The organism is Prevotella sp. C0209C1 (genome assembly GCF_056583855.1).
Window position 1 is genome coordinate 42,377 of the sequence record NZ_JBWPJP010000001.1, and the last position, 24,396, is coordinate 66,772.

18 protein-coding genes are annotated in these 24,396 nt (G+C 34.9%); 7 read left to right on the plus strand and 11 right to left on the minus strand.

Going from position 1 to position 24,396, the window contains the following annotated elements; translation table 11 throughout:
- Positions 1 to 26 precede the first annotated feature (26 nt).
- The 5 genes from topA (at position 27) to AC1DCD_RS00185 (ending at position 6,058) form a co-directional block, all read left to right on the plus strand.
- Complete coding sequence (gene topA, locus AC1DCD_RS00165; RefSeq protein WP_464639301.1) at positions 27 to 2,375, plus strand: type I DNA topoisomerase; 2,349 nt, start codon at positions 27 to 29, stop codon at positions 2,373 to 2,375.
- 21 nt (positions 2,376 to 2,396) lie between these two features.
- Positions 2,397 to 2,978 carry a shikimate kinase gene (locus tag AC1DCD_RS00170; RefSeq protein ID WP_464639303.1) on the plus strand — a complete coding sequence of 194 codons (582 nt, stop codon included), beginning with the start codon at positions 2,397 to 2,399 and terminating at the stop codon, positions 2,976 to 2,978.
- Positions 2,979 to 3,028: 50 nt separating this feature from the next.
- On the plus strand, positions 3,029 to 4,921 hold the full coding sequence (speA, locus tag AC1DCD_RS00175; protein WP_008449602.1) for a biosynthetic arginine decarboxylase: 1,893 nt from the start codon (positions 3,029 to 3,031) through the stop codon (positions 4,919 to 4,921).
- A 155-nt stretch (positions 4,922 to 5,076) separates the two neighbouring features.
- Positions 5,077 to 5,589: an RNA polymerase sigma factor gene (locus AC1DCD_RS00180; RefSeq protein WP_024992651.1), complete on the plus strand. Its 513-nt coding sequence runs from the start codon at positions 5,077 to 5,079 to the stop codon at positions 5,587 to 5,589.
- Positions 5,579 to 6,058, plus strand: a complete 480-nt coding sequence (locus AC1DCD_RS00185; protein WP_060933204.1) for a hypothetical protein — start codon at positions 5,579 to 5,581, stop codon at positions 6,056 to 6,058. The genes AC1DCD_RS00180 and AC1DCD_RS00185 overlap by 11 nt, the downstream gene beginning before the upstream one ends.
- A gap of 289 nt (positions 6,059 to 6,347) precedes the next feature.
- On the opposite strand, the gene AC1DCD_RS00190 is transcribed toward AC1DCD_RS00185, so the two are convergent.
- The 9 genes from AC1DCD_RS00190 to AC1DCD_RS00230 form a co-directional block, all read right to left on the minus strand.
- Complete coding sequence (locus tag AC1DCD_RS00190; RefSeq protein ID WP_036855176.1) at positions 6,348 to 9,131, minus strand: hypothetical protein; 2,784 nt, start codon at positions 9,129 to 9,131, stop codon at positions 6,348 to 6,350.
- Positions 9,132 to 9,141: 10 nt separating this feature from the next.
- A complete protein-coding gene (locus AC1DCD_RS00195; protein WP_036855175.1) occupies positions 9,142 to 9,378 on the minus strand; it encodes a hypothetical protein in 237 nt (78 codons plus the stop codon).
- A gap of 490 nt (positions 9,379 to 9,868) precedes the next feature.
- Positions 9,869 to 10,807 carry a helix-turn-helix transcriptional regulator gene (locus AC1DCD_RS00200; protein WP_036855174.1) on the minus strand — a complete coding sequence of 313 codons (939 nt, stop codon included), beginning with the start codon at positions 10,805 to 10,807 and terminating at the stop codon, positions 9,869 to 9,871.
- A gap of 22 nt (positions 10,808 to 10,829) precedes the next feature.
- Complete coding sequence (locus AC1DCD_RS00205) at positions 10,830 to 11,621, minus strand: TIGR02757 family protein (RefSeq protein ID WP_019036088.1); 792 nt, start codon at positions 11,619 to 11,621, stop codon at positions 10,830 to 10,832.
- A 52-nt stretch (positions 11,622 to 11,673) separates the two neighbouring features.
- A complete protein-coding gene (gene bcp, locus AC1DCD_RS00210) occupies positions 11,674 to 12,126 on the minus strand; it encodes a thioredoxin-dependent thiol peroxidase (protein ID WP_036855239.1) in 453 nt (150 codons plus the stop codon).
- A gap of 139 nt (positions 12,127 to 12,265) precedes the next feature.
- The gene (locus AC1DCD_RS00215; RefSeq protein ID WP_353585552.1) at positions 12,266 to 13,159 is read right to left on the minus strand and encodes a hypothetical protein; all 894 of its coding nucleotides are present in this window, start codon (positions 13,157 to 13,159) and stop codon (positions 12,266 to 12,268) included.
- Positions 13,159 to 14,199, minus strand: coding sequence for an NAD-dependent epimerase/dehydratase family protein (locus tag AC1DCD_RS00220; RefSeq protein WP_464639308.1), 1,041 nt, complete (start codon positions 14,197 to 14,199; stop codon positions 13,159 to 13,161). Before AC1DCD_RS00220 ends, AC1DCD_RS00215 begins: the two co-directional genes overlap by 1 nt.
- Before the next feature lies 1 nt (position 14,200).
- A complete protein-coding gene (locus tag AC1DCD_RS00225) occupies positions 14,201 to 14,920 on the minus strand; it encodes an IspD/TarI family cytidylyltransferase (RefSeq protein WP_019036084.1) in 720 nt (239 codons plus the stop codon).
- 37 nt (positions 14,921 to 14,957) lie between these two features.
- Entirely contained in the window at positions 14,958 to 15,791 is an 834-nt protein-coding gene (locus AC1DCD_RS00230; RefSeq protein ID WP_008449772.1) for a LicD family protein, read from the minus strand.
- Positions 15,792 to 16,038: 247 nt separating this feature from the next.
- On the opposite strand from AC1DCD_RS00230, the gene AC1DCD_RS00235 reads away from it, so the two are divergent.
- On the plus strand, positions 16,039 to 17,484 hold the full coding sequence (locus tag AC1DCD_RS00235; RefSeq protein ID WP_353585556.1) for a lipopolysaccharide biosynthesis protein: 1,446 nt from the start codon (positions 16,039 to 16,041) through the stop codon (positions 17,482 to 17,484).
- A 213-nt stretch (positions 17,485 to 17,697) separates the two neighbouring features.
- On the opposite strand, the gene gpmI is transcribed toward AC1DCD_RS00235, so the two are convergent.
- Positions 17,698 to 19,215, minus strand: coding sequence for a 2,3-bisphosphoglycerate-independent phosphoglycerate mutase (gene gpmI, locus AC1DCD_RS00240; RefSeq protein ID WP_464639311.1), 1,518 nt, complete (start codon positions 19,213 to 19,215; stop codon positions 17,698 to 17,700).
- Positions 19,216 to 19,435: 220 nt separating this feature from the next.
- Positions 19,436 to 23,179 carry a phosphoribosylformylglycinamidine synthase gene (purL, locus tag AC1DCD_RS00245; protein ID WP_464639313.1) on the minus strand — a complete coding sequence of 1,248 codons (3,744 nt, stop codon included), beginning with the start codon at positions 23,177 to 23,179 and terminating at the stop codon, positions 19,436 to 19,438.
- Between the two features lie 225 nt (positions 23,180 to 23,404).
- On the opposite strand from purL, the gene AC1DCD_RS00250 reads away from it, so the two are divergent.
- A complete protein-coding gene (locus AC1DCD_RS00250) occupies positions 23,405 to 24,265 on the plus strand; it encodes an OmpA/MotB family protein (protein WP_464639315.1) in 861 nt (286 codons plus the stop codon).
- The last annotated feature ends 131 nt before the right edge of the window (positions 24,266 to 24,396 follow it).

A 24,396-nucleotide genomic window follows, 5' to 3' on the forward strand; every position in this document is an offset into this window, starting at 1 on the left:
TCTTGAAAAAGTACAATATATAGACTATGCAAGATAATTTAGTTATAGTAGAGAGCCCTGCTAAGGCAAAAACTATAGAGAAATTCTTAGGAAAGGACTTTAAGGTGATGTCATCTTATGGGCATATCCGCGATCTGAAAAAGAAAGAATTGAGTATAGATCTTGATTCGTTAGTGCCTAATTATGAAATTCCTACGGAGAAGAAAAAAGTAGTTGGCGAGCTAAAGAAGGAAGCCCAATTGGCAAAGAAGATTTGGTTAGCCTCCGATGAAGATCGTGAGGGAGAAGCTATTAGTTGGCATTTGTGCGAAGTTTTAGGTTTAGATGAGTCTAAGACAAACAGAATAGTGTTTCATGAGATTACTAAGCCTGCTATATTGGAGGCAATAAATAATCCTCGTCATTTAGATATGAATCTTGTTAATGCACAGCAAGCACGTAGGGTGTTAGATCGCATAGTTGGTTTTAAGTTGTCTCCAGTATTATGGCGAAAGGTAAAGCCATCTCTAAGTGCTGGGCGTGTACAGAGCGTTGCTGTTAGATTAATAGTAGAAAAGGAGCGTGAAATACAGAATTTTAAGTCGGAAAGATATTATAGAATAAATGCAGTTTTCACATTATTAGGAAATAAAGAAGATAAGCCTACGGAGATAAAGGCAGAGCTGAATAAGCGTTTTTATACTCATGAAGAGGCTCTTGCTTTTCTTGAATTGTGCAAAGATGCTCAGTTTGAGGTTTCTTCGGTAACAAAGAAGCCTTTAAAGCGCACTCCTGCTCCTCCTTTTACTACTTCTACTCTTCAGCAGGAAGCAGCACGTAAATTAGGATTTACAGTAAGCCAAACTATGATGGTAGCTCAACGTCTATATGAAGCTGGGCGTATTACCTATATGCGTACCGATAGTGTGAACCTCTCTAAGCTTGCCATAAATACGTCTAAGGCAGAGATAGAGAAGCTTTATGGTAAGGAATATAGCAAAGTCCGTCAGTATCATACTAACAGCAAGGGGGCACAGGAAGCTCATGAAGCTATCCGTCCTACTTATACAGATAACCAAACAATAGAAGGAAGTGTGCAGGAACGTCGTTTATACGATCTTATATGGAAGCGCACTATAGCATCACAAATGTCTGATGCGCAGATAGAAAAGACTGTTGTTAATATAAATATAATTCCTTGCGCTGCAGCAAGACAAGATGTATTACAGTTTGTTGCTAATGGTGAAGTAGTTATTTTTGATGGCTTTTTAAAGGTATATCAAGAGTCTAATGACGAGCAAACAGTAAAAGAAGAGAGCTTGCATAATTTGCCTTTAATAAAAGAGGGCGATATGTTAAATAGAGTAGAGGTATCGTCAACAGAGCGTTATTCTCAAACTCCGGGTAGATATACAGAGGCAAGTCTGGTACGAAAACTTGAAGAGTTGGGTATTGGTCGTCCTTCTACTTATGCTCCAACAATATCTACTATTCAGCAGCGCGAATATGTAGAGAAGGGAGATAAAAAGGGAGAAGAGCGTAGCTATAAGATAGATACCTTGAAGAAGAATAAGTTAAAGTCGATAGAAAAGACAGAAATGGTGGGTGCTGATAAGGGTAAACTTATACCTACTGATATAGGTATAGTGGTAAACGATTTCCTTATGAAGAGCTTTCCAGAGATAATGGACTATAACTTTACGGCAAAGGTAGAACAGGAATTTGACAAGATAGCTGAAGGTAAAGCTGCATGGGATAAAGAGATGAAAGATTTTTATCATAGCTTTGAGCCAAAAGTAGAAGAGGTTATGAATGCACGTTCTGAGCATAAAGCAGGGGAAAGAGAGTTAGGCATTGATCCTAAGACGGGTAAACCTGTATTTGTAAAGATAGGCCGTTTTGGTCCTGTAGTGCAGATAGGTACTGCTGATGATGAGGCTAAACCACGTTTTTCACAGTTGCCAGTGGGTAAGAATATGGAAAGCATAACACTTGAAGATGCTATAGAGCTTTTTAAGTTACCACGCAATCTTGGCAAATTTGAAGATGAAGATGTAATCATAGGCACAGGTCGTTTTGGTCCTTATGTAATGCACAAGAAGAAATATGTATCTATCCCTAAGGATCAAGACCCATTAACAATATCTCTTGATGGAGCTATACGCCTTATCCAAGAGAAACGTTTGCAAGAAGCTATGCGCCATTTAAAGACCTTTACAGAAGATGCAAATATGGAATTGATGAATGGCCGTTATGGTCCTTATATTGCTTACGAAGGTAAAAACTATCGATTACCAAAAGCATTACACGATAAAGTAAAAGAGCTTACTTACGAACAGTGTATTGATATTATAAAAAAAGCACCAGAACCAAAAGGTAAGAAGAAAAAGGTTTAATATATATTTATAATAAGCAATATGCCTATACCTCTTAAAAAGCAGTTACAAAACAAGGGGAATACGAAGCAAAACACGCTTCGCATTCTCCTTATTGGCTACATGGGGGCTGGTAAAACAACTATAGGAAAGGCTTTATCAGATGAAATGAATATACCTTTTTACGATCTCGACTGGTATATTGAAGCACGTATGCATAGAAACATAAAGCAGCTTTTTGAAGAGAGAGGAGAAGAAGGCTTTAGAAAAATAGAGCAAGCGATGTTACATGAAGTAGCTAAAAATGAAAATGTTATCATAGCTTGTGGAGGAGGGACACCTTGCTTCTTCGATAATATGGATTATATGAACAGGCAAGGAACTACTGTTTACTTAAAAGCTATTCCAGAAGTGTTATATGCTCATTTGAAGATGGGCAAGACTATACGCCCACTTTTGTTGGGTAAAACAGAAGAAGAGATAGGACAACTTATTGTAAGACAGGTAGCAGAGAGAGAGAGTTATTATTTAAAAGCAAAATATGTTTTAAATATTAATCTCTTAAGTAGTGCAGGAAAAATAAAAGAGGCTGTATATAATTTGCGTGAATTGCTTAATACATAATGTATTTTGAATAAAGATTATTTATAAAAGTTAGTATATACAATAATAAAATGAAGAAGTGGACGATAGAAGATTCTAAAGAGCTTTATAATATTAATGGGTGGGGGACATCTTACTTTGATATTAATGAGAAAGGTAATGTATGTGTGTCACCATGCAAAGACAATACGGAGATAGATTTACGTGATATCATGGACGAGTTGGCTTTGCGAGATGTAACACCGCCAGTGTTGTTACGTTTTCCTGATATTCTTGATAATCGTATCGAAAAAACTGCATCATGTTTTGATCAGGCTAAGAAAGAATATAATTTTAATGCAGAAAATTTTATCATCTACCCTATTAAGGTTAATCAAATGCAGCCTGTTGTTGAGGAAATTATTACACATGGGCGAAAGTTTAATCTTGGACTGGAAGCTGGCTCTAAGCCTGAACTTCATGCTGTTATTGCTGTGCAATGTCAAAGCGACGCATTAATAATTTGTAATGGATATAAAGATCAAAGTTATATAGAATTAGCTCTGTTAGCTCAGAAAATGGGTAAGCGAATCTTTATAGTAGTAGAAAAATTAAATGAGATAGATCTTATAGCACATGCTGCAAAGAAACTTAATGTTAAGCCAAATCTTGGTATTCGTATTAAGTTAGCCTCGAGTGGGTCAGGGAAATGGGCAGAAAGTGGTGGTGATGCTTCTAAATTCGGATTAACCTCTTCAGAGCTACTAAATGCCCTTGAGCTATTAGATAATAAGGGATTGCATGATAGCTTAAAGCTTATACACTTTCACATAGGATCACAAATAACAAAAATACGTCGTATACAAACAGCTCTTAACGAAGCTGGACAATATTATGTTAATCTTCGTAAGATGGGATATAATGTAGAGTTTGTTGATTGTGGTGGCGGACTTGGAGTGGATTATGATGGAACAAGATCCTCAAGTAGCGAAAGTTCGGTAAACTATAGTATACAAGAATATGTTAATGATTGTGTGTATACTTTTGTAGACGTATCTGATAAAAATAATATACCACACCCTAATATTATTACCGAAAGTGGTAGAAGCTTGGCAGCTCATCACTCAATATTGGTTATTGATGTTCTTGAAACGGCATCTTTGCCTGAAATGTCAGACGATTTTGAAGCAAAAGAAACTGATCATCAATTAGTACGCGACTTGTATGATATATGGGATAATCTTGATAAGCGTAATATGTTAGAAGATTGGCATGATGCCGAGCAAATACGAGATCAGGCTTTAGAGCTATTCTCTCATGGCATGGTAGACTTAAAAACAAGGGCAGAAATAGAAGCAATGTATTGGAGCGTGTGTCATGAAATAAACAATATAGCTAAATCTATGAAGCATGTTCCTGATGAGCTTCGTAATATGGATAAGTTGTTAGCAGATAAGTATTTTTGTAATTTCTCCCTCTTTCAGTCGTTACCAGACTCTTGGGCTATAGATCAGCTTTTCCCTGTCGTTCCTATACAACGCCTAAAAGAACGTCCAACACGTAAAGCAACACTTCAGGATATTACTTGTGATAGCGATGGTAAAATAGCCAATTTCGTGGCAGATGGTAAGAGCAGTCATGTCCTTCCTATACATGCTTTGCGACGTAACGAACCTTATTATATAGGTGTGTTCCTTGTAGGAGCATATCAGGAAATTTTAGGAGATATGCATAATTTGTTTGGTGATACCAATGCTGTTCATATATCGGTAAAGAATGGTAGTTATAATATTGATCAGATATTCGATGGAGAAACGGTAGAAGAAGTGCTTGAATACGTGCAATACAAGCCTAAAAAACTTGTTCGCCAGCTTGAGATATGGGTAACAAAGAGTGTTAAAGAAGGTAAGATTTCTATTGAAGAAGGTAAGGAGTTTCTTAGTAATTATCGTAATGGCCTTTATGGTTATACATATTTAGAGTGAGTTTTTTTAACTTGTTTCTATAATATAATTTAGAAGGTGGTGGTAGGAATATTCTGCTACCACCTTTGCTTTATAAATAAAAAAAAGTTAAAAACAATATTTTTGCATAGTGTTTTGTAACTTTATAAAGTAACTAATCGTCTTTTATATAGAAGATGAAGAAAATCAGTTTTCGGAATGATGTCTTGCCGTTAAAGAATGAGCTTTATCGGTTAGCCCTTCGGATAACAATGAATAAAGAAGAGGCTGAAGATATTGTGCAAGATACTTTGATAAAAGTATGGGATAAGCGTTCCATTTGGAGTGATATTAGTTCAATAGAGGCTTATAGCTTTCGTATATGTCGTAATTTATCGCTTGACAGGATAAAGAAAAAGGAGAATAAAAACGATTCGTTAGATGAGAGTTCCTTTGCTTCTCTCTCTTCTGCGAATTCTCCACAAGATAATATGATAGCAAAAGATGGGATAGTAATAGTAAGGGAAATTGTAGCTTCATTACCTGAAAAGCAGCGTAGCTGTATGCAGCTTCGTGAGTTTGAGGGGAAATCTTATAAAGAGATTGCCGATATATTGGCCATATCTGAAGATCAGGTAAAGGTTAGTATTTTTCGAGCAAGGCAAACTGTAAAACAATTATATTTAAAATTAGACAATTATGGATTATAAATATATAGAACAGCTTTTAGAACGTTATTGGCGTTGTGAAACTTCTCTTGAGGAAGAAGAGATACTTCGTACATTCTTCTCACAGGAAAAAGTGCCAGAGCATTTGTTGCAATATAAATTGTTATTTAGCTTTGTAAAGCAGGAGAAAGATGATAATGTTCTTAACGATGAGTTCGATGAAAAGGTTTTGTCCATTATTGATGAAGATAAGCCTATAAAGGCTAAGGTGATAACCTTTCGTTATCGATTATTGCCTCTTTTTAAGGCAGCAGCATTGTTGGCTATAGTTCTTACTTTGGGTAATGCTATAAATGGTGCTTTTTCTACAGAAAGCGGCTCTTCTTTGCCAGTGAGTGTAGCTAATTCTAATAAAACATCAGAGGGGCCTTCAGTGGCTAAAGCCGATTCGCTGCATAGTGATTCGCTTCAGCACAACATATCAGTAACTACTTCTACAATAACAAAATAAAGGAAAACAGCTTTCTAAATAAATAATCATTTCATTAAAACATTATTTCTAATCTAAGTATTATCCTTTAATGGGAAATCTTGGATATTATATTTACTAAAGGCGATATTTCATAAGAAGTATCGTCTTTTTCTCTATATATGTTTTTTCTTATGTTGGTAAACGTAGTTGCTTTTCAGAACACTTTTGTGGAAAGCTAACAATATCCTCATACTGTAAAGAAAGTTCTCCCCATCTTCATTTTATAAAGATGGGGAGAAAGATATTTTTAAGATAAATAAAACTTCATCTATTCATCTTTTACAGGTAGTATAGCATCAGCTTCAGCCATGTTATTATCTTTATCATGAGGCTTATAAGATTCCTTATCCAATAAAAGACGACATCTTGAATTATTTTCTTTGTCAAGAGTGCTATTGCTTGTGGCTAATTGATAAAATCCTTGTGCATCTGGATATGGAAAATTTTCATCATTTATCACATATACATTAGGTTCTAATTTTCCATTTTGATAAATTAAGCCCCCCGTCATTGATATAAATAAAGATTCTTTGTTATTATCGGTTTTGAAGGTCCAACCATATTTATCTTTATCGTAGCCGGTACCTTCTCCTTCCATGTCTGTAAAAGTATTCACAGGAGGTACTTTATATCCTACAGGACATGGGTCGTAAATGGTCTTAACATTATTGCTAAGTTTAAGGTTTTCGTCTAATATAGAAAAGTTAGCAGACCAAAGATTAAAATATGTATTACTACACCAATTTGTCATATAATTATGATTTATTAGCTGGTTTGGATTCTGTATAGCATAATCTAAAGTTTTTGTACTATCAACACAGGTTATTTTCCCATCTTGCTTATGTGCAACATCACCTGAAAAAGGATCTTTTCGTCCATGTTGATAATAATTAGTATAAAACAAGTGTTTTGTTATAGTCTCTTGCTCTACTGTAAACTTACTTCGTATTTTATCATTATTAGTTTGTGTGAATACTAATTTTACTTTTCTTGGATATTTTTCATTAGGTCCATATAAAAAAGGTATATAGCCTAATGGTAATTTAGCTACATTACGTTGGGTTCCGTACATATCTGTTAATTGTACAGTTTTTCCATATTCTTTTGCTGGAACAAACCACAGGTGCCACGACCACATAATGGTACCATTATTGTTTTTTACTGCTATTAAAGCATTGCCGCTCTTAATTTGATCTTGAGAAACTGTAAATGTTAAGTAATCGTGACCTTGCGCCCCACTTACTATGTTAGGTATAACGCTTAACATGTTTTCTCTATCCTCCCAAAGAAGTTCTGCTTTTATGGCTTTATCGTTAGCGTTATCTTCATTTATATAGGGAGAAGTTATTTCTCTACCAGCATAGTTTATAAAAGTATCAAGCTTCTTATCATCTTTAGGTTTTTTACCTTTATACTTAAAGGAAGCCTCATTAGTTTCTCCATTCTTAATAGCATTACCATATACCAAAGGAATGGAATAGGTACCGGGTGAAGAAATAATATAACAATTAGCAGTTTCTTCTATGGTTGCTTCACCATTTGCATTTGCAAGGTTATAAGGCTTAGGTGCTTTTTCAGTTTTATCAAATTCGTTATCCCACGGATATGAAGTTGTTAGTATTAAAGGTTTTATTTCTATTTCACCTTCATTATGTCCACCCTCACCTGATTTTGTAACCAAATCAAGCCAGTCAGGGGTAGATCCTTCATGTAGATTATGATCATTATCTTCATATCCAACATATTCCCATTGTGCATTTTCAGCATTCCCATTAGGTCCTTTTTGTAAATAGCTAAAAACCGAAAATTGAGCCTCTTTAGCATTAATAAAGATGAGTTTAGGTCCTTTGGTTATTAATGTATTTAACGATTTGTGAGCTGATAATTTTAAGATTTTTGTTTTTCCAGCGTCAAATTTCCCTTTACCAAGGGGAACCTCAAGATATTGATCTTTGTCTTTAAAATCATTATGTAGTGTGAGGCAAACTTTAATATCTGCATAATCTTGTGGAATAACAAAAAATGTATTACCATCACCACCTGACCAAAATTCTTCTCCGTCGTCTCCTTTCTCTTTACATGGATCTTCACCTAATGTTATTGTATTATCGTCGTCGTTATTAAAATTTTTAATACAAGTTAAAGATAAAGTGCCTTTATCATCTTTAGAAAAGCTCCAAGAACCAGAAGGTTCTTTTGCAGTTGGGAAAGTATATATTCCTTTGGTAACTATATTTTTTAGTTGTACTGCTGTTAGTGTTATCTCATCGGGTAATTTGCCTAAATTGATAGAAAATTGTACAGCAGTTAACGCATGACGTAATTTAAGATTTATGGGAGCATCTTTTGCTTGAGTATTATAGTTTACATCTGTACTTGCTGTCAATAAATCGAATTGTTTAGAAACATCATCAGGACATTCAAACTTGATTTGAGGTAATTGTTCTTCCTTGTTATAATCGTAAGTATATGCTACTTTGGAACTTTCACCATTCTCATCATCAGGATTTTCATTCGTACATAAAGTAACAAACTTACAGTATGGCTTATTATACGACCATAAATATTTTTGTGGATTATCAGGATCTTCTTCAAAGGTTCCCAATCCATCTTTATTAATATTTAATGTCTCTTTATTTAACCATTCATCATATTTGTCTTGTTCTTTTCCCTTCCTATAACCCCATAATGATAATTTTATGTCATTGTCATTAAGATAAGAAATATCTGCAGGTATTATGTCACCACGTGTTGTAGCTTTATTTTTCGAAGAAGAAAAGATACCATTAATAGTTCTATCCTGTAACCACATCTTTTTACCTTGAAACATGGTTTCTGATATGTTGCGAGCTTCAATGCAGGCGTCAGCTGGCTGTGCAGCTCTGCCATTTTTTGTTAGCTGATTGTTTTGTACTACTTCTGCTATAAAGTGTAGCTGTCCGTCTTTGCTATTATTATCAGTACTAAATATTTCGTCAGAACAAGACATTGCACATATCCCAAAAGCAAGGAAACATGCAAATATAAAATGCTTATAAAAGTTCATTTTCATTTTTGCATATTTATGGGTTAGTAATAGTAATATTGCCGATGTTGACATCGCCATCTTCAGAAGTGATGCTAATACTCCCTCCGCTGCCTAAATCAATATCTTCTTCTTTTTTTTCAGAAGGTGTTATTGTCGTCGTTTCATTAACAGGTCTTCCCGTTGCAGCCAAGATTACACACTCCTTAAGTAATGGATAAATTTCTATCGTAGGCTTAAGGTACTTGGCTTTTATAAGTTTTTCTTTTTCCATAACTAAAAAAAATGATTAGTAGTATATAAGCCAAAATTTGCTTTGATTATCCTATATTTGCAAATTTAGTAAAAGATATAGATAAAACAAAGCATTAGTGGATAAAATTATTTAGTTGATTCTTATAAAGTTGTTGTAATTATTTGAAAGAGAAATAGTTAATGAATAGTGTTAAAAACTAAGTTTTGTAAATAGCCTGCTTATGAGTAGTTTTATAGTGGGTTAATTATCAAGTAATTAGCATTAGAGCTGTTCTACCAATATACTGAAATCTGCATAGATGTTATTAAAAGTTTATCTTCAAAGTTAAACTAATCTTTTAATAATCTACTCTTGAAAGTTCTCTTAAAATATCGTAAGGCTTTCATCTTGTCAGCCGTTTCAGATATATAGAGCGGGCTTATATTATGTTTAAATGAAAACTCGTTCAAACTATCTATTGCGTCCTAAAAACATTATCTTAAAATAAATCTCACGCAAAAATAGATATTTATTTTGTTTTTTGCTTACCGTTAATATCTTTCTTTAAGAAATTATTTTGCATCTGTTTTATTTCATTATGTATGTAATCTATAAATTTGTCATTCCCTAATATTTCGATATCTTTATTTAAACCTAAAACAAATCTTCCTATGCCACGGTAATCGCACACTTCTAAATTTAATATCCAGTGTTCATTATCTTCTTTTTCTATAAATCGTCCTCCTTGAGGATATTCTTCTATGAAAAGATTAAATGCAACTCTGCCCATACGTAGTGTAACAAGATGCTGCTTTTCGCTGCTAAACATAAAAATATCAGTGAACATTTCCTTATGCATATCTTCGCGTAACCATGGAGTATCGAGCAGCTCTACACTTTTCATTCTTGCCACTTTAAAGGTCTTATTTATCTTAGATCTTAGCTCGTAGCATCTTACATCTTGAGAGTTATTCATCAGGAAGAAAGGTTCTACTATACGATCTCGTACCGAGCTACTGTTTAAGCTGGAGTATCCATATATAGTTACCATTTTTTTCTCTCTTATGGCTTGTGTAATAACTTTAAGATTATCATCTATTTGTTTACGTAGAGTAGTATTATTAATATTAGATAAATTGTATGCATTGTCAAGACGATAACGTAAGTGGTTAATGGTTTCGTTATTAATTCCTGATGAAGTAAGAACATCATAAATGGCATGTATCTCATTATCTGTGAACTGCACGCTGTTTAACAATTTAGCTATAAATGGTGAGTGATAATCTATATGATAATATCCTTTGTTCTTAAAAATAATAAATCCTGAACGTCTAAGGAAGGAGATAAGATAATAAAGGTTACGTCTGGAAATATCTAACTTTTCGCATAGCTCTTCTATAGAAAAATCTGTTCTATCCACTAACAGTTGAATGAGCTCTAACTGATTTTTAAGTTTATCAAGTCGCATAAGTAGTAATACAGGTTATCTTTTATTTTGAATTTATTCCATAACCAAAGAGGGCAAAGTCGCCTTTGAGAGGGTCGTCAGGAAAAACTTTACATAGTTGTATGGTTATTTGCTGTGCTGTTTTCATAGAAGTAGTTTTACTTTTGTTTAGACCTAAGCGAATAGATTGTTGTAAGACATGAGTGTCTAACGGAATTATAAGCGACTTTTTTTCAAACATATCACTCCATATTCCGAGATCTACAGGAGAGTTATCACGCACCATCCAACGCATAAACATACATATACGTTTGCATGAGGAGATGGTGTTTTTGGGGATAATTCCAGAAAAGCCATGAGCATGGAAATAGCTGCATAGTATTTCTATAGCAGATATGGCTTCTGCTTTTATATGTTTGCTTTTGTGTAGAGTATTAATGTTTTGACGAATATATTCCTTTAAGCTGCCTTTATTGATAAACATCTCTTGTAAAGATAATAAGAAATGGCGCATCATATTATTAGAATATAATCGATAAAAGCTTTTCGTGTTATTTGGTATATCATGCAAGAAAGCCCCTTCTCTAACCCATTGATATGGCTCGTTATGTGTAAAATCTAATATATTTTGTAGTTTCGGCATAAACGCCTTACGGTTACCATAACTTAAACAGGAGGCAATGAAAGCCATTGTCTCCTGATTTTCTATACCTTTTACTTGATGCATAAACCACGAAGGGTCGCCTTGTAAAAACTCTATAGTTTCATACTTTTCGGCTAAAAATAATAGCTCTTTTTTTATATTTTCAGGCAATCTGATAGCAGTTTTTAGCATAAGGGAGATATTAACTATAAAGTGTAGTGTTTTTAAAGGATATATATTATGCTTATAAGCCTAATATTTGAGAAGCATGCTCTTTAACTTTTATTTCTTTAGGGTTAAAAATATGCTCAATAATCCCCTCTTCATTGATAATAAAAGTAGTACGGAAAGTACCCATATAGGTACGACCACACATTTTCTTTTCACCATAAACACCAAAAGTTTCTACAAGTTTTAAGTCAGTGTCTACAATAAGAGGAAAAGGAAGATTATTCTTTTCTATAAACCGTTTATGAGATTTTTCATCTTGAATGCTTGCACCTATCACTACATAACCTTGTTTTTGTAGCTCGCTATAATTATCACGCAGGTTGCAAGCCTCTGTGGTACACCCCGGAGTAGAGTCCTTAGGGTAAAAGTAAAGTACTATCTTTTTACCTTTATAATCGCTCAACTTAATTTCTTTACCATTCTGATCAGTTCCAAGAACATCAGGAGCTTTATCGCCAATTTTCATCATATAATAATATCTTTTATATATTTATTACTTATTGCAAAGATAGTATTTCTTATGCAAAATAGCACACATTATGCTTTTTTTATTAAAAGCTACTGCTTCTTTCTTTATTTTTTAGGAGAAAGGTTTTTATAAAATACTATCTTTTTAATTTTTGAAATCGCTTTTGATTCACCTTTTTGTAGTTATATCCAAAAAGATGTTTTGCTATCTTACGAAAATTGTAAGTAGCTACAAAGCGAAAAATATCTTTTAAAGGAGGGTGTTTCTCCATATAAATGCTATGTGGAACATGTACAAAATAAAAATCTACTATGGAATCGAAAGCAGAAAACTGCTTGTTAGGTCTTTCAAAGAGCCATGTTTCAGAATAAAAACGGTTATTAGCAATAATATTTGAATCGAAACAGGGTAAGGTACGTATAAAGTCGGTACGAGCCCACCAAAAACTACCACTATACATTTTGTGTTTTTTAGGAGGCCAACGATAACAGCCATAAGTATCATAGCCTTCCGAAAGAACGTTTACAGCTACTTTCCATTTATAAAAAACAAAATACTCTAACAGTTCACGCCATGCATCTATCTTACTACGAAAAGACATAAACTGTTTGTCTTTGCTATCAACCATTTGATAGCTTATGCCTTTAGAATGGAAATAATATAAAAAAGCATCTTCTTTTATACTCAATTTTCTAATAAATTCGAGGGCAGGATATTCATAGTATTTTGGATCTTTATGAAAGGCTACCAGCTCGATATTGTTACTATCAATTTTTTTCTTTAGCTTATTTATATTCTCCTCGTTATCACTTATACAGCTGAGATAGAGCTTTTTGGTAACACTTAATAAACCGCTTTGCTTTAAGCTATGTAGCTGAGCTTCTGCAAGACTTTCCCACCCTTTATCCATTAATATATGGTATACACCATATATGGGCTTATTATTATGCGGGCTATGATCCCATTTGCTTAAATCTAATCTTGTATAAGTATGAAAGATACTATTATATAAATTTCTAAAAATCCCCATTACACCGTTTCTTTAAAACTTGCTATTAATCGATCGAACATTTCACTAAGGTTATACTCTGGTTTCCAACCTAAAGATGCTAACTTTTTAGAAGATAAACGTAGCTTAGTAGTGGGTGAATAACCTAAACCTTCTTTGATGTCAAATAGTAATTTGCCAGTAGGGTGATGATTTTCTAAGACCATTTTGGCCATATCCTTTATAGATATGTAACTTTTCTCGTTGGCAACATTATAAGCCTCACCCTTATTACCCTTTATCATAATAAAAAGAATAGCCGTAATTGCATCTATTGTGTAACAGTAGCTACGGCAAAGTTCTCCTGTGGTATTTAATACAATGTCCTTATTATTTATGGCAGCTTTAGCAAATTGGGCAAACACTCGGTTATCATTCTTTGCTACACCTGCGCCAAAAACTTGTGCTAATCGAGCCACCTTGGCATTTACATCATACTCTATGGCGTAGTTGTGGCAAAGAGCTTCTGCGGCTCTTTTAGCTAAAGGGTAACTACTACGTGTAGCCATAGGGTCGATATAACCTTGTTTATCTTCTGTTAATAGTGTAGAATCGTCATATATCGTACCATAGACCTCTAAAGTGGAAGCTAAAACAAAAGAAGACAAACCAGACTTTTTAGCATATTCTAATAAGCTGTTAGTGCCAAAATATACAGTATTCATTGTTTCTATAGGCTCTTCTATAAATGTCTTTGAAGCAGTAGGGGCAGCAAAATGTATTATACTATCAATATGTTCTGGTGCTTTAAAAGGAAGATGTTTATTAAAGTTATGTTTGAAAATGCCAAAATAGTTATTCTCATTTCCAAACATTTTGTGTGCCTTTTCTGTATTGCGTACTATGGCAATAACGCGCAAGTTAAGATTATATAGCTTGTTAAGCTCTAATAAAGCCAGAGTCATGCATGAACCTAATAGCCCTGTAGCTCCTGTTATGGCTATGGTCTTTTTGCGGAGAGCTTCTGATAAGGGAAAAGAGGCTGCAAAATGTAGTATGTCCTGACGTAATGTTTTATTCATGTTAAAACCCAAAAATCTGTTGATCTTCTCGAACAGCAATCATTGCACGAAACACGAAAAAATCGGTAGGTGTTGTTATTTTTATATTTTCCATAGGCCCTATAATAGTGCCTAATATTTTGCCATAATGGCTCATCATGGTGCAAGAATCGATAAAATCGTGCTTGTTTATCTTTAAAGCTTTACGATGTACTTCTAAAATGTCTTTTAAAAGAAAGCTTTGTGGAGCACGTGCTATAAGCGAGTCTTTGCGTGAGGGAATGCGCAAGCTTTTATCTTCTTGCCTTACTATAAATGTTTCTGTAGCTGGTGCACAGGTTATACAGCTACCGCATTCTGCCACTTTCTTTATATTTTCGGTTATAGTTTCTTCATTTATTAATGGGCGGACACCATCATGTATAAGTACTGTGGCATTGCTACCTTGTGAATATTCTTCGGCAGCACATAATCCTTTATAAATAGAATCTTGCCCCGTTTTTCCTCCGGGTACAATCTTAACGACTTTGTTAATTTCAAATTTACGAATAACTTTTTCTAAAAAAGGTATCCATTCCTCAATGCAAGACACTATAATAGCATCTATCATAGGGTGATTATCAAACAGCTCAAGAGTATAAATAATAATAGGTTTGCCATTAAGCTCTAAAAACTGTTTTGGTCTTCCATTGGTGTGCATACGCTGACCAGAGCCACCAGCAAATATTACGGCTATATTCATAACTAAAAAAAGTATGTAAACACGAAAAAATGTTTGTTTAATCAATAAAAACTATATCTATCTTATGTCTATCTCGCTTGTTTTTTGGAGGAAGTTCCATATATTTGCCATAAGCAATGCGGCACAATTCTTCAGGATTAGCAGGACCTTCAAAAGTGTACCCTTCAAACGTTATATCCTTATGTGGAAACATAATATTCTCTGGGTTTTGCTCATAAAACCATGCACCATAAGAGTGCATATAGTTAGTGGGATTGCCAAACATTTTGCCAAAGACACGAAAACATGGGAACACTATATTATGCAATATTGTGTAACATAACTGTGCTAAGTGTGGGTGTTTACCAGATAATTTTAGATTGACATTAACCGATAGTTTCGCAGCTAAATGTTGCAGCCAAGGTATCATATATCCCTCATAGGGGAATATGTCTATATGTAAGCCGCGGTAGTGCTGAGCTTCATGCATTCGTTTGTCTTCGCTGTTGCTATTGTCGTGGCTTCTGTTTTCGCTCTTTAAGTCGCGTAGGCAAGCCCATTCTTTATAAAATCCACTGTCGGTGGTGTTATCTTGCAATACGTATTGTGGGTGTGGGTGTGCTTTAAGATAATTGCATAGACGGTTAAAGTCTCGTTGATGCACTACAAAATCAATGTCATCATCCCAAGGAATAAATCCCTTATGCCTTAAAGCGCCTAAAACATTGCCACCATCTAATCTGCAAGGTATTCCTATGGCTTTAGCTGTTTGCTGTAGATATATAGCCATGTCAAGCAATCGTAGCTGGGCGCGTCGCAAAACAGATCCGTCTGGATTATATTCCTTACGCAACATTTCTTGTGTTTCGCCTGTATTAAAAGTTGTTACCATTACTACTTATTCCTTTGTTATTGCAAAAATAATATTAAATGATGGACGAGCAAAAGAAAAGTATTAATCTTTTATCTTCTTTTAGTAAAAAGTTAATAAACTACGATATAAACCTCTTTAGGAGGTATCATATATTTTTATAGCATGTTATTATGACGGTTTTATTTTGGTAGGTCCTTTGTTTTATAGTACTTTTGTAAAAATCATTATGTAAAGTAAATAAAACTATTTCTCCGCAACTCTATATATGGAAAAAGAAACGTTAAAAGAAAAGACTGCAAAAGGATTGCTCTGGGGAGCATTTAATAATGGCTCTATGCAAGTTCTTAATGCTGTTATTGGCATTTTTCTTGCTCGATTGCTTTCTCCGTCCGACTATGGTTTAATAGGTATGCTTGCTGTTTTTACAGCTATTGCAAGTGCTTTGCAAGAGAGTGGATTTACTTCTGCTTTAGCTAACATGGAAAAGCCATCAGATAACGATTATAATTCAGTATTTTGGTTTAGTACTTTTATAAGCTGTATTTCTTACACGATACTTTTTTTTGCAGCTCCATTGATAGCTAACTTTTTTCATCAGGTAGAGCTTATCTCGCTTTCACGTTTTCTTTTTGTCTCGTTGATATTTTCTGCATTAGGAACAGCGCACACTGCTTATCTTTTTAAAAATATGATAGTAAGGGAAACAACTATCTTGCGCATACTATCCTTAATCTTTTCAGGTATTATAGGTGTAATATTAGCTTTTAAAGGGTATGCTTATTGGAGCTTGGCATGGCAACAATTTTTGTTTATCGCTATTATGAGTATTGGCAGATTTTTTATTACACCATGGCATCCATCTCTAAAAATAGACTTCAGCCCGATAAAGAGAATGTTTTCTTTCAGTTATAAGATATTACTAACAACTATTATAAACTCATTAAGCCAAAATCTACTTACTTTTATCTTTGGGCGTTTTTATTCAGCTAAGGCTGTAGGCAATTTCTCACAGGCTTTCAAATGGGATACTATGGCAAGCACTTTTGTTTCAGGCACAATAGCAATGGTAGCACAGCCTATCTTGGTAGAGGTAAATAATGACAGAGAGAGACAGATAAAGATCTTCCGCAAAATGCTTCGTTTTACAGCTTTTTTAGCTTTCCCTGCAATGTTTGGACTGGCTATGGTGGCAAACGAATTTATAGTTCTTTTGATTTCAGAAAAGTGGGTAGATAGTATCCCTTTGCTTCGTATACTATGTATAAGCGGTGCTTTTGTTCCTTTTTATATAATGTATCAAAACTTGATAGTAAGTAGAGGTAAGTCGGCTATTTATATGTGGTGTACTGTAGCGTTGATAATTGTTCAGCTATCTACGGTGTTAACATGTTTTCATTATGGTATTGTGATTATGGTAAGTATATATACTTTTGTTACAATACTATGGCTTTTTGTATGGCAATATTTTGCTAATAAGGAGATAGGCATACGCCTTTTAGATGTGCTTAAAGATATATTGCCTTATCTTGTTATTACACTTATAGTGATGCTTATTACTTATTTTGCAACTATTTTTATTCATAATAAGATAGTTCTTTTGATTGTCCGTCTTATAATGGCTTCTTTTCTTTACTTTATTATCATGAAGATTTTAGGCTCACAAATATTAGAAGAGTGTATCGGATATTTCTTTAGGAAAAAACAAAAGTAGTAAAAGCTCTTAAAAATAAAAATGATCAAAGATATGAAATGAAGATAAACTAAAAAACATATATAAAGTTGTGTTTCAATTCTTTATAGCTATATAAAAAAAGGTAGTGAAAGAAATATCTGCTTCACTACCTTTTTATTTAGATATAGCCTTATAAAAGAAAAACTTTTTTATAAATATTTTCTTCCATAAGATTTATAGAGAATATATAAGTTAATCTTCTATTAAGTTTTCTCCTGTCATTTCCTTAGGCTGCTCTAAGCCCATTATATGTAGTATAGATGGTGCAACATCAGCTAAGCGTCCGTTTCTTACCTTTGCAGAATTGTTATCTGTAACATAAATAAAAGGTACAGGGTTTAGCGAGTGAGCAGTGTTAGGAGTACCATCTTCGTTGATAGCATTATCAGCATTACCGTGATCGGCTATGATAATAGCTTCATAATCATTAGCTTTAGCTGCTTCTATAACTTCCTTAACGCATTTATCTACCGCATATACTGCTTTAGCTATGGCATTATAAATGCCAGTATGACCTACCATATCACCATTAGCGAAATTTACCACAATGAAGTCGTATTCCTGAGTATTGATAGCTCCTATAAGTTTGTCTTTTACTTTATATGCACTCATCTCAGGTTTTAAATCATATGTAGCTACCTTTGGAGATGGCACTAATATACGATCTTCACCATCGTAAGGCTGTTCACGACCACCATTAAAGAAGAAAGTTACGTGTGCATATTTCTCTGTTTCTGCAGTATGTAGTTGTTTCTTACCTAAAGAGCTTAGATATTCGCCTAAGGTTTTCATAACATTTTCCTTAGGATAAAGGATATGTACGTTATGAAAACTTGCATCGTAAGGAGTCATACAATAATATTGTAAGTCTTTAATGGTTTTCATACCTTCATCTGCCATGTCTGTTTGGCTCAATACTTGGGTCAATTCCTTTGCACGGTCGTTACGATAATTGAAGAAAATAACTACATCGCCTTCTTCTATATTACCGTTAACATTGCTATTAGTAATAGCTTTTATAAACTCATCTGTAACACCCTCTTCATAGCTTTCTTCTACAGCCTTTGCTACATCGTCAGCAGGTTTGCCTTTGCCATGTACTAATAAGTCGTAAGCCTCTTTTATTCGTGCCCAACGCTTATCTCTATCCATAGCGTAAAAACGCCCTATAACAGAAGCTATATGTGCTCCATTATCATCGCAGACCTTTTGTACTTCTCTTAGGAAGCCTGCACCACTTTTAGGATCGGTATCACGTCCATCCATAAAACAATGGACATAAACATCTTTCAGATCATATTCCTTACCTATCTCTATCAACTTAAACAAGTGATTTAATGAAGAGTGTACACCACCAGTAGAGGTAAGCCCCATAAGATGTAGCTTTTTCCCTGTTTTTTGTGCATAGCTATAAGCGTTTATTATCTCTTGATTTTTTAATATTTCGCCACTTTGGCAAGCCTTATTAATCTTTACAAGATCTTGATAAACTATACGACCTGCACCAATATTTAGATGCCCTACTTCTGAGTTACCCATCTGTCCATCAGGCAAACCTACATTTTCGCCACAAGCTTGTAGCTCAGAATGAGCACTAACAGCATTTAAATAATCAAGAAAAGGTGTTGGTGTGTTATATATAACATCGCCTTTACCATGTAAACCGTTACCCCAACCATCTAAAATCATCAATAAAGCTTTCTTTGCCATAATTATTTCTTTCTATGTTTTGTTTTAAATTTCTATATTCTATATATGCAAAGGTACTGAAAACCCATAATATAGCAAAGAAAATAGTTGTGTTTTGAAAGTATAATATTTTTATTTTAAGCCTTATGATATCAAAAATAAGCTCTTTATATAAAAAAGAAGAAAAACGCATTAGGCGAGTTATACCCACCTAATGCGTCTTTGTATAAAATAAAATATTTTATAGATGTTTTTCTATCCAACGGCGTGCATTTACAAAGGCCTCTATCCAAGGTGTAACTTCATCGTTTCTACGGTTAAGAGGATACCAAGCTTGCTGCCAAGGGAAGATAGCGCGTTCCAAGTGGGGCATCATAGCAAGGTGTCTTCCGTCAGTAGAGCATATACCTGCTACGTTATAATCGGAGCCATTAGGATTAGCAGGGTATTCTGCGTAGTTATATTTAGCTATGATATTATACTTATCTTCTGGCTCTGGCATATAAAATCTACCTTCTCCGTGAGATACCCAAATACCAAGTTTGTTACCACTTAGTGATCCAAGCATGACACTATTATTATTAGGAATAACCAAACTAACAAAACCACTTTCAAACTTCTTACTCGTATTGTGGCATAAGTGTGTACGATGTTGATGCTCTGGATTAATGAGATTGAGTTCTACCATTAACTGACAACCATTACATATACCGAGAGAAAGGGTGTCTTTTCGTGCATAAAAAGCATCTAAGGCTTTCTTGGCTTTCTCGTTAAAAAGAAATGCTCCAGCCCATCCTTTTGCCGATCCAAGCACATCAGAATTAGAGAAGCCTCCACAGAAAACAATTAAGTGGACCTCTTCTAAAGTTTCGCGCCCACTGATAAGGTCGGTCATCATCACATCTTTTACCTCAAAACCTGCTAAGTATAAGCTATAAGCCATTTCGCGCTCGCCGTTAGTACCTTTTTCGCGAATTATAGCTGCTGTAGGTAGCTTAGAGTGAGGGGTGGATAATTTTTCTTTCCAGCGATCAGCGTTCAGTCCATATTGTGCTAATGTTCCTTTAAAATCGCTGTTGAACGTCATTTCTAAAGGTTGCTTCTTATAGTTTTGAAAACGCTTTTTAGCCATTCCGTTGAGGCTTTGATTACGATCTAAGAGATAAGATGTTTTGTACCATATATCACGCATCTCATCAATGTTTAGCTTTAGATTAAATTCTCCATCTGTAAGGTTAAGCTCTCTTCCTTCTTCTACAGGGCAGCCTATGCGAGCAAAACCTATATTGTTTTCCTCTAAATAAGTTTTTACATCTTCATAATAAAGGTCGTCTACTTGTATAATAACACCTGGATTTTCTGCGAAAAGCTTCTTAATAATATCATTTCCCTGAATATCATGAAGATTTATTTTTAATCCTCCATGAGTATTGGCAAACACCATTTCCAACAGAGTAGTTATTAACCCACCTGCAGAAATATCATGCCCTGCAAGTATCCAGTTGTTGTTTATCATTTCCTGTATAGCTTCAAAACAATCGCAGAAGTATTGTGCGTCTTTTACTGTAGGCACATCACTACCTACTTTACCCAAACTTTGTGCAAAGGCAGAACCTCCTAAACGAAGCTCGTCATAACTAAAGTCTATATGTAGTAAGCGTGTTTTCTTTTTGTTAACGAGCACTGGAGAAACAACTTTCTTAACATCTGACACTTCACCACCACTGGTAACAATAACTGTTCCGGGAGCTATTATCTTATCACCGTTAGGATATTGTTGAGTCATAGAAAGTGAGTCTTTGCCTGTAGGAACATTGACACCAATAGCACAGCAGAAGTCAGATAAAGCCTTTACAGCGTTATATAGACGTGCGTCTTCACCTTTTTGTGAGCGGCAAGGCCACATCCAGTTGGCTGAAAGGCTTAAAGAGTCCATTCCATCTGTAAGTGGAGCCCACACGATGTTAGTAAGAGCTTCAGCTACTGATAGTATAGAGCCTGCTTCAGGATTAGCTAAGCCAGCTTGCGGAGCATGGCCAAGGGCGGTAGCGATACCACTCTTACCACGGTAGTCTAACGATACTACACCACAATCGGATAAAGGTAATTGTATCTCACCCTGACATTGCTGACGTGCTACTTTACCGGTTACCGAGCGATCGACCTTGTTTGTAAGCCAATCTTTACATGCTACAGCTTCCAGTTGTAGCATATCATGTATATATTCTTTAATCTTAATAACATCGTAGGTGGTATCTTCATAAGTACGTATCACTGTTTCGTCTCTCATAATGGTTTTAGGTGAGTGTCCAAACATCTGTGCCACATCAAGGTCGAAAGGTTTAGTACCATCGGTTTGCTCAAAGCTGAAATGAGCATTTCCCGTAGTTTCACCCACTACATACATCGGAGCTCGTTCACGCTCAGCAATCTTCTTTACGTGAGCAAGATGTCTTTCATCTATGAGCAGCCCCATTCTCTCCTGACTTTCATTTGCAATAATCTCTTTAGCACTCAACGACTTATCGCCAATAGGCAATTCTCCCATATCTATTTTGCCACCACAGTCTTCTACAAGCTCGCTCAAACAATTAAGATGCCCTGCAGAGCCATGGTCATGGATACTAACAACAGGATTATGATCTTCTTCCACTAATGCCCTCACTAAGTTATAAGCTCGCTTTTGCATTTCAGGATTTGCTCTCTGAATGGCATTTAGCTCAATACCATTAGAGTAACGGCCAGTATTAACAGAAGAAACTGATCCCCCTCCTAAACCTATACGATAGTTATCTCCACCTACAACTACTATCTTATTGCCAGCTTGTGGGGTGCCCTTTAAACAATCGCGTTTAGTGCCATATCCCACACCTCCTGCAAGCATAATGACTTTATCATAAGCATATTTTTCATTATTTTCTTGATGTTCAAAGGTAAGAAGAGAACCTGTAATGAGGGGCTGTCCAAACTTGTTTCCAAAGTCACTTGCTCCGTTAGATGCTTTTATTAATATTTGCTCAGGATTTTGATAAAGCCATTGACGTACGGGAAGCAAGCGTTCCCATGTACGTAACGTGTCCGATTTTTCTCCTTTTTCTTTTAGACGTGGATAAGATGTCATATATACAGCCGTACCTGCAATGGGCCAAGATCCTACGCCACCACCCATACGGTCACGAATCTCCCCACCTGTACCAGTTGCTGCACCATTAAAAGGCTCTACAGTAGTAGGGAAGTTATGAGTTTCTGCTTTAAGGGAGATAACACTTTCTATGGGTTTGATATGAAAGTAATCGGAGGTAGACTGGTCTGCGGGAGCAAATTGCTCTATGATAGGCCCCTTAGAAAAGGCGACATTATCTTTATAAGCAGAAAGAATATTTCCAGGATTCTCTTTTGTCGTTTTCTTAATAAGATTAAACAAGCTGCTTTCTTTTACCTTGCCGTCTATGATGAACTCTCCTCCGAAAATCTTATGCCTACAATGCTCACTATTTATTTGAGCAAAACCAAACACTTCTGAATCGGTTAATGGTCTGCCATTTTCTGTTTCTATTTTTTTAAGATAAGCTATCTCTTCCTTTGAAAGAGCTAAGCCCTCTTCTTCATTAAATTGTTCAAGGTCATCTACGATACGAATAGGTGATGGGGTAATCGAAGTAGAAAAAAGGTCTTGATCAAGGCCACTATACATACGTTGTAGCATGGTGTCGTACTCGGCTTCAGGGCTACTCACGGGGTAATATTCTTCTATACGAAAAATGCCGCTAAGACCCATGTTTTGTGTAATCTCAACGGCATTTGTACTCCATGGAGTAACCATTTCTCTGCGAGGACCTACGAAAGTACCTTTTAGGTGTTTTTCGTTTAAGAAACGAGCTTCGCCATATAACCAACAAAGTGCTTTAATCTCTGCATCAGATAGAGGGTGATTGGCTTCGGTTGCAATCACATTCTTCTGCTGGGTTCTAAAGAAATGGATCATTGTTTAATATCTAAATTAGGTGTTATTAATACGTTGCAAAGATACTATTTTCAAATGGAAATAATACTATATATTACATTTAATATCTTATGTGTATATCAAAATGTAATAAAACAAAATCGCTATTGGTTAAAAATAATTAAACCATCTATGCTTTTCTTGTTTTCTAATACCATAATAATAACTTTGTAAAAAAGAAGAATTTTATTAAATATCAATACTATTATGAAGAAAGTCTATTTTATTATCAGTGTTTTAGCTGCTACTTTAGCTTTTTCAAGTTGTGCAAGTAAAAAAGATTTAGATAATTGCCGTACAGAAAACAATAAGCTGACAAGCGATTATCAGAGTGCAAAGGAAACCATAGCTGCAAACAATGCACGTATAAAGAGTTTGGAAGATCAGTTAGCGCAAGCAAAAGAGAGTGCTGCAGCGTTACAAGGTAGCTTAGATAAGAGCTTGACAAGTGCTAATTATAACAATATTAATATAGCTAAGCTGGTAGATCAGATTAATGAGAGCAACCAGTATATACGCCATCTTGTCGAGGTAAAAACTAAGAGCGATTCGCTCAATATGGCTCTTCAGAATAATCTTACGCGCTCATTGAGCAGAGAAGAGCTAAAAGAAGTAGATATACAAGTTTTAAAGGGTGTAGTATATATATCTTTGGCTGATAATATGTTATATAAGAGTGGCTCGTATGAAATTAATTCTCGTGCAGAGCAAACTTTAAGTAAGATAGCTAAGATTATTATGGATTATAATAATTATGATGTTCTTATAGAGGGAAATACAGATAATGTGCCTATTAATACTGCTAATAAGATAATGGCTAATATCCGTAACAATTGGGATCTTTCTGCGCTTCGTGCTACTTCTGTAGCTAATTATTTACAGACCCGTTTTGGGGTAGATCCAAGCAGAATAACTGCTGGAGGTCGTGGTGAATATAACCCTATTGTGGGGAATGATACAGAGCTGGGACGTCAGCGCAATCGTCGTACACAAATAATAATTACTCCAAAGCTCGACCAGTTTATGGACTTAATAGGTAAAGCACCAAAAGATACTGATAAAAAGTAACAGAAATATAAATATAAAAGCGCAAGTCTGTTTTTAACACACTTGCGCTTTTTTTTTTAATAAGATTATTTTTTGATGGTAGATAATAAAAATTAGATTAAAAAATATTAACTTTGCAAACATTTATAAAG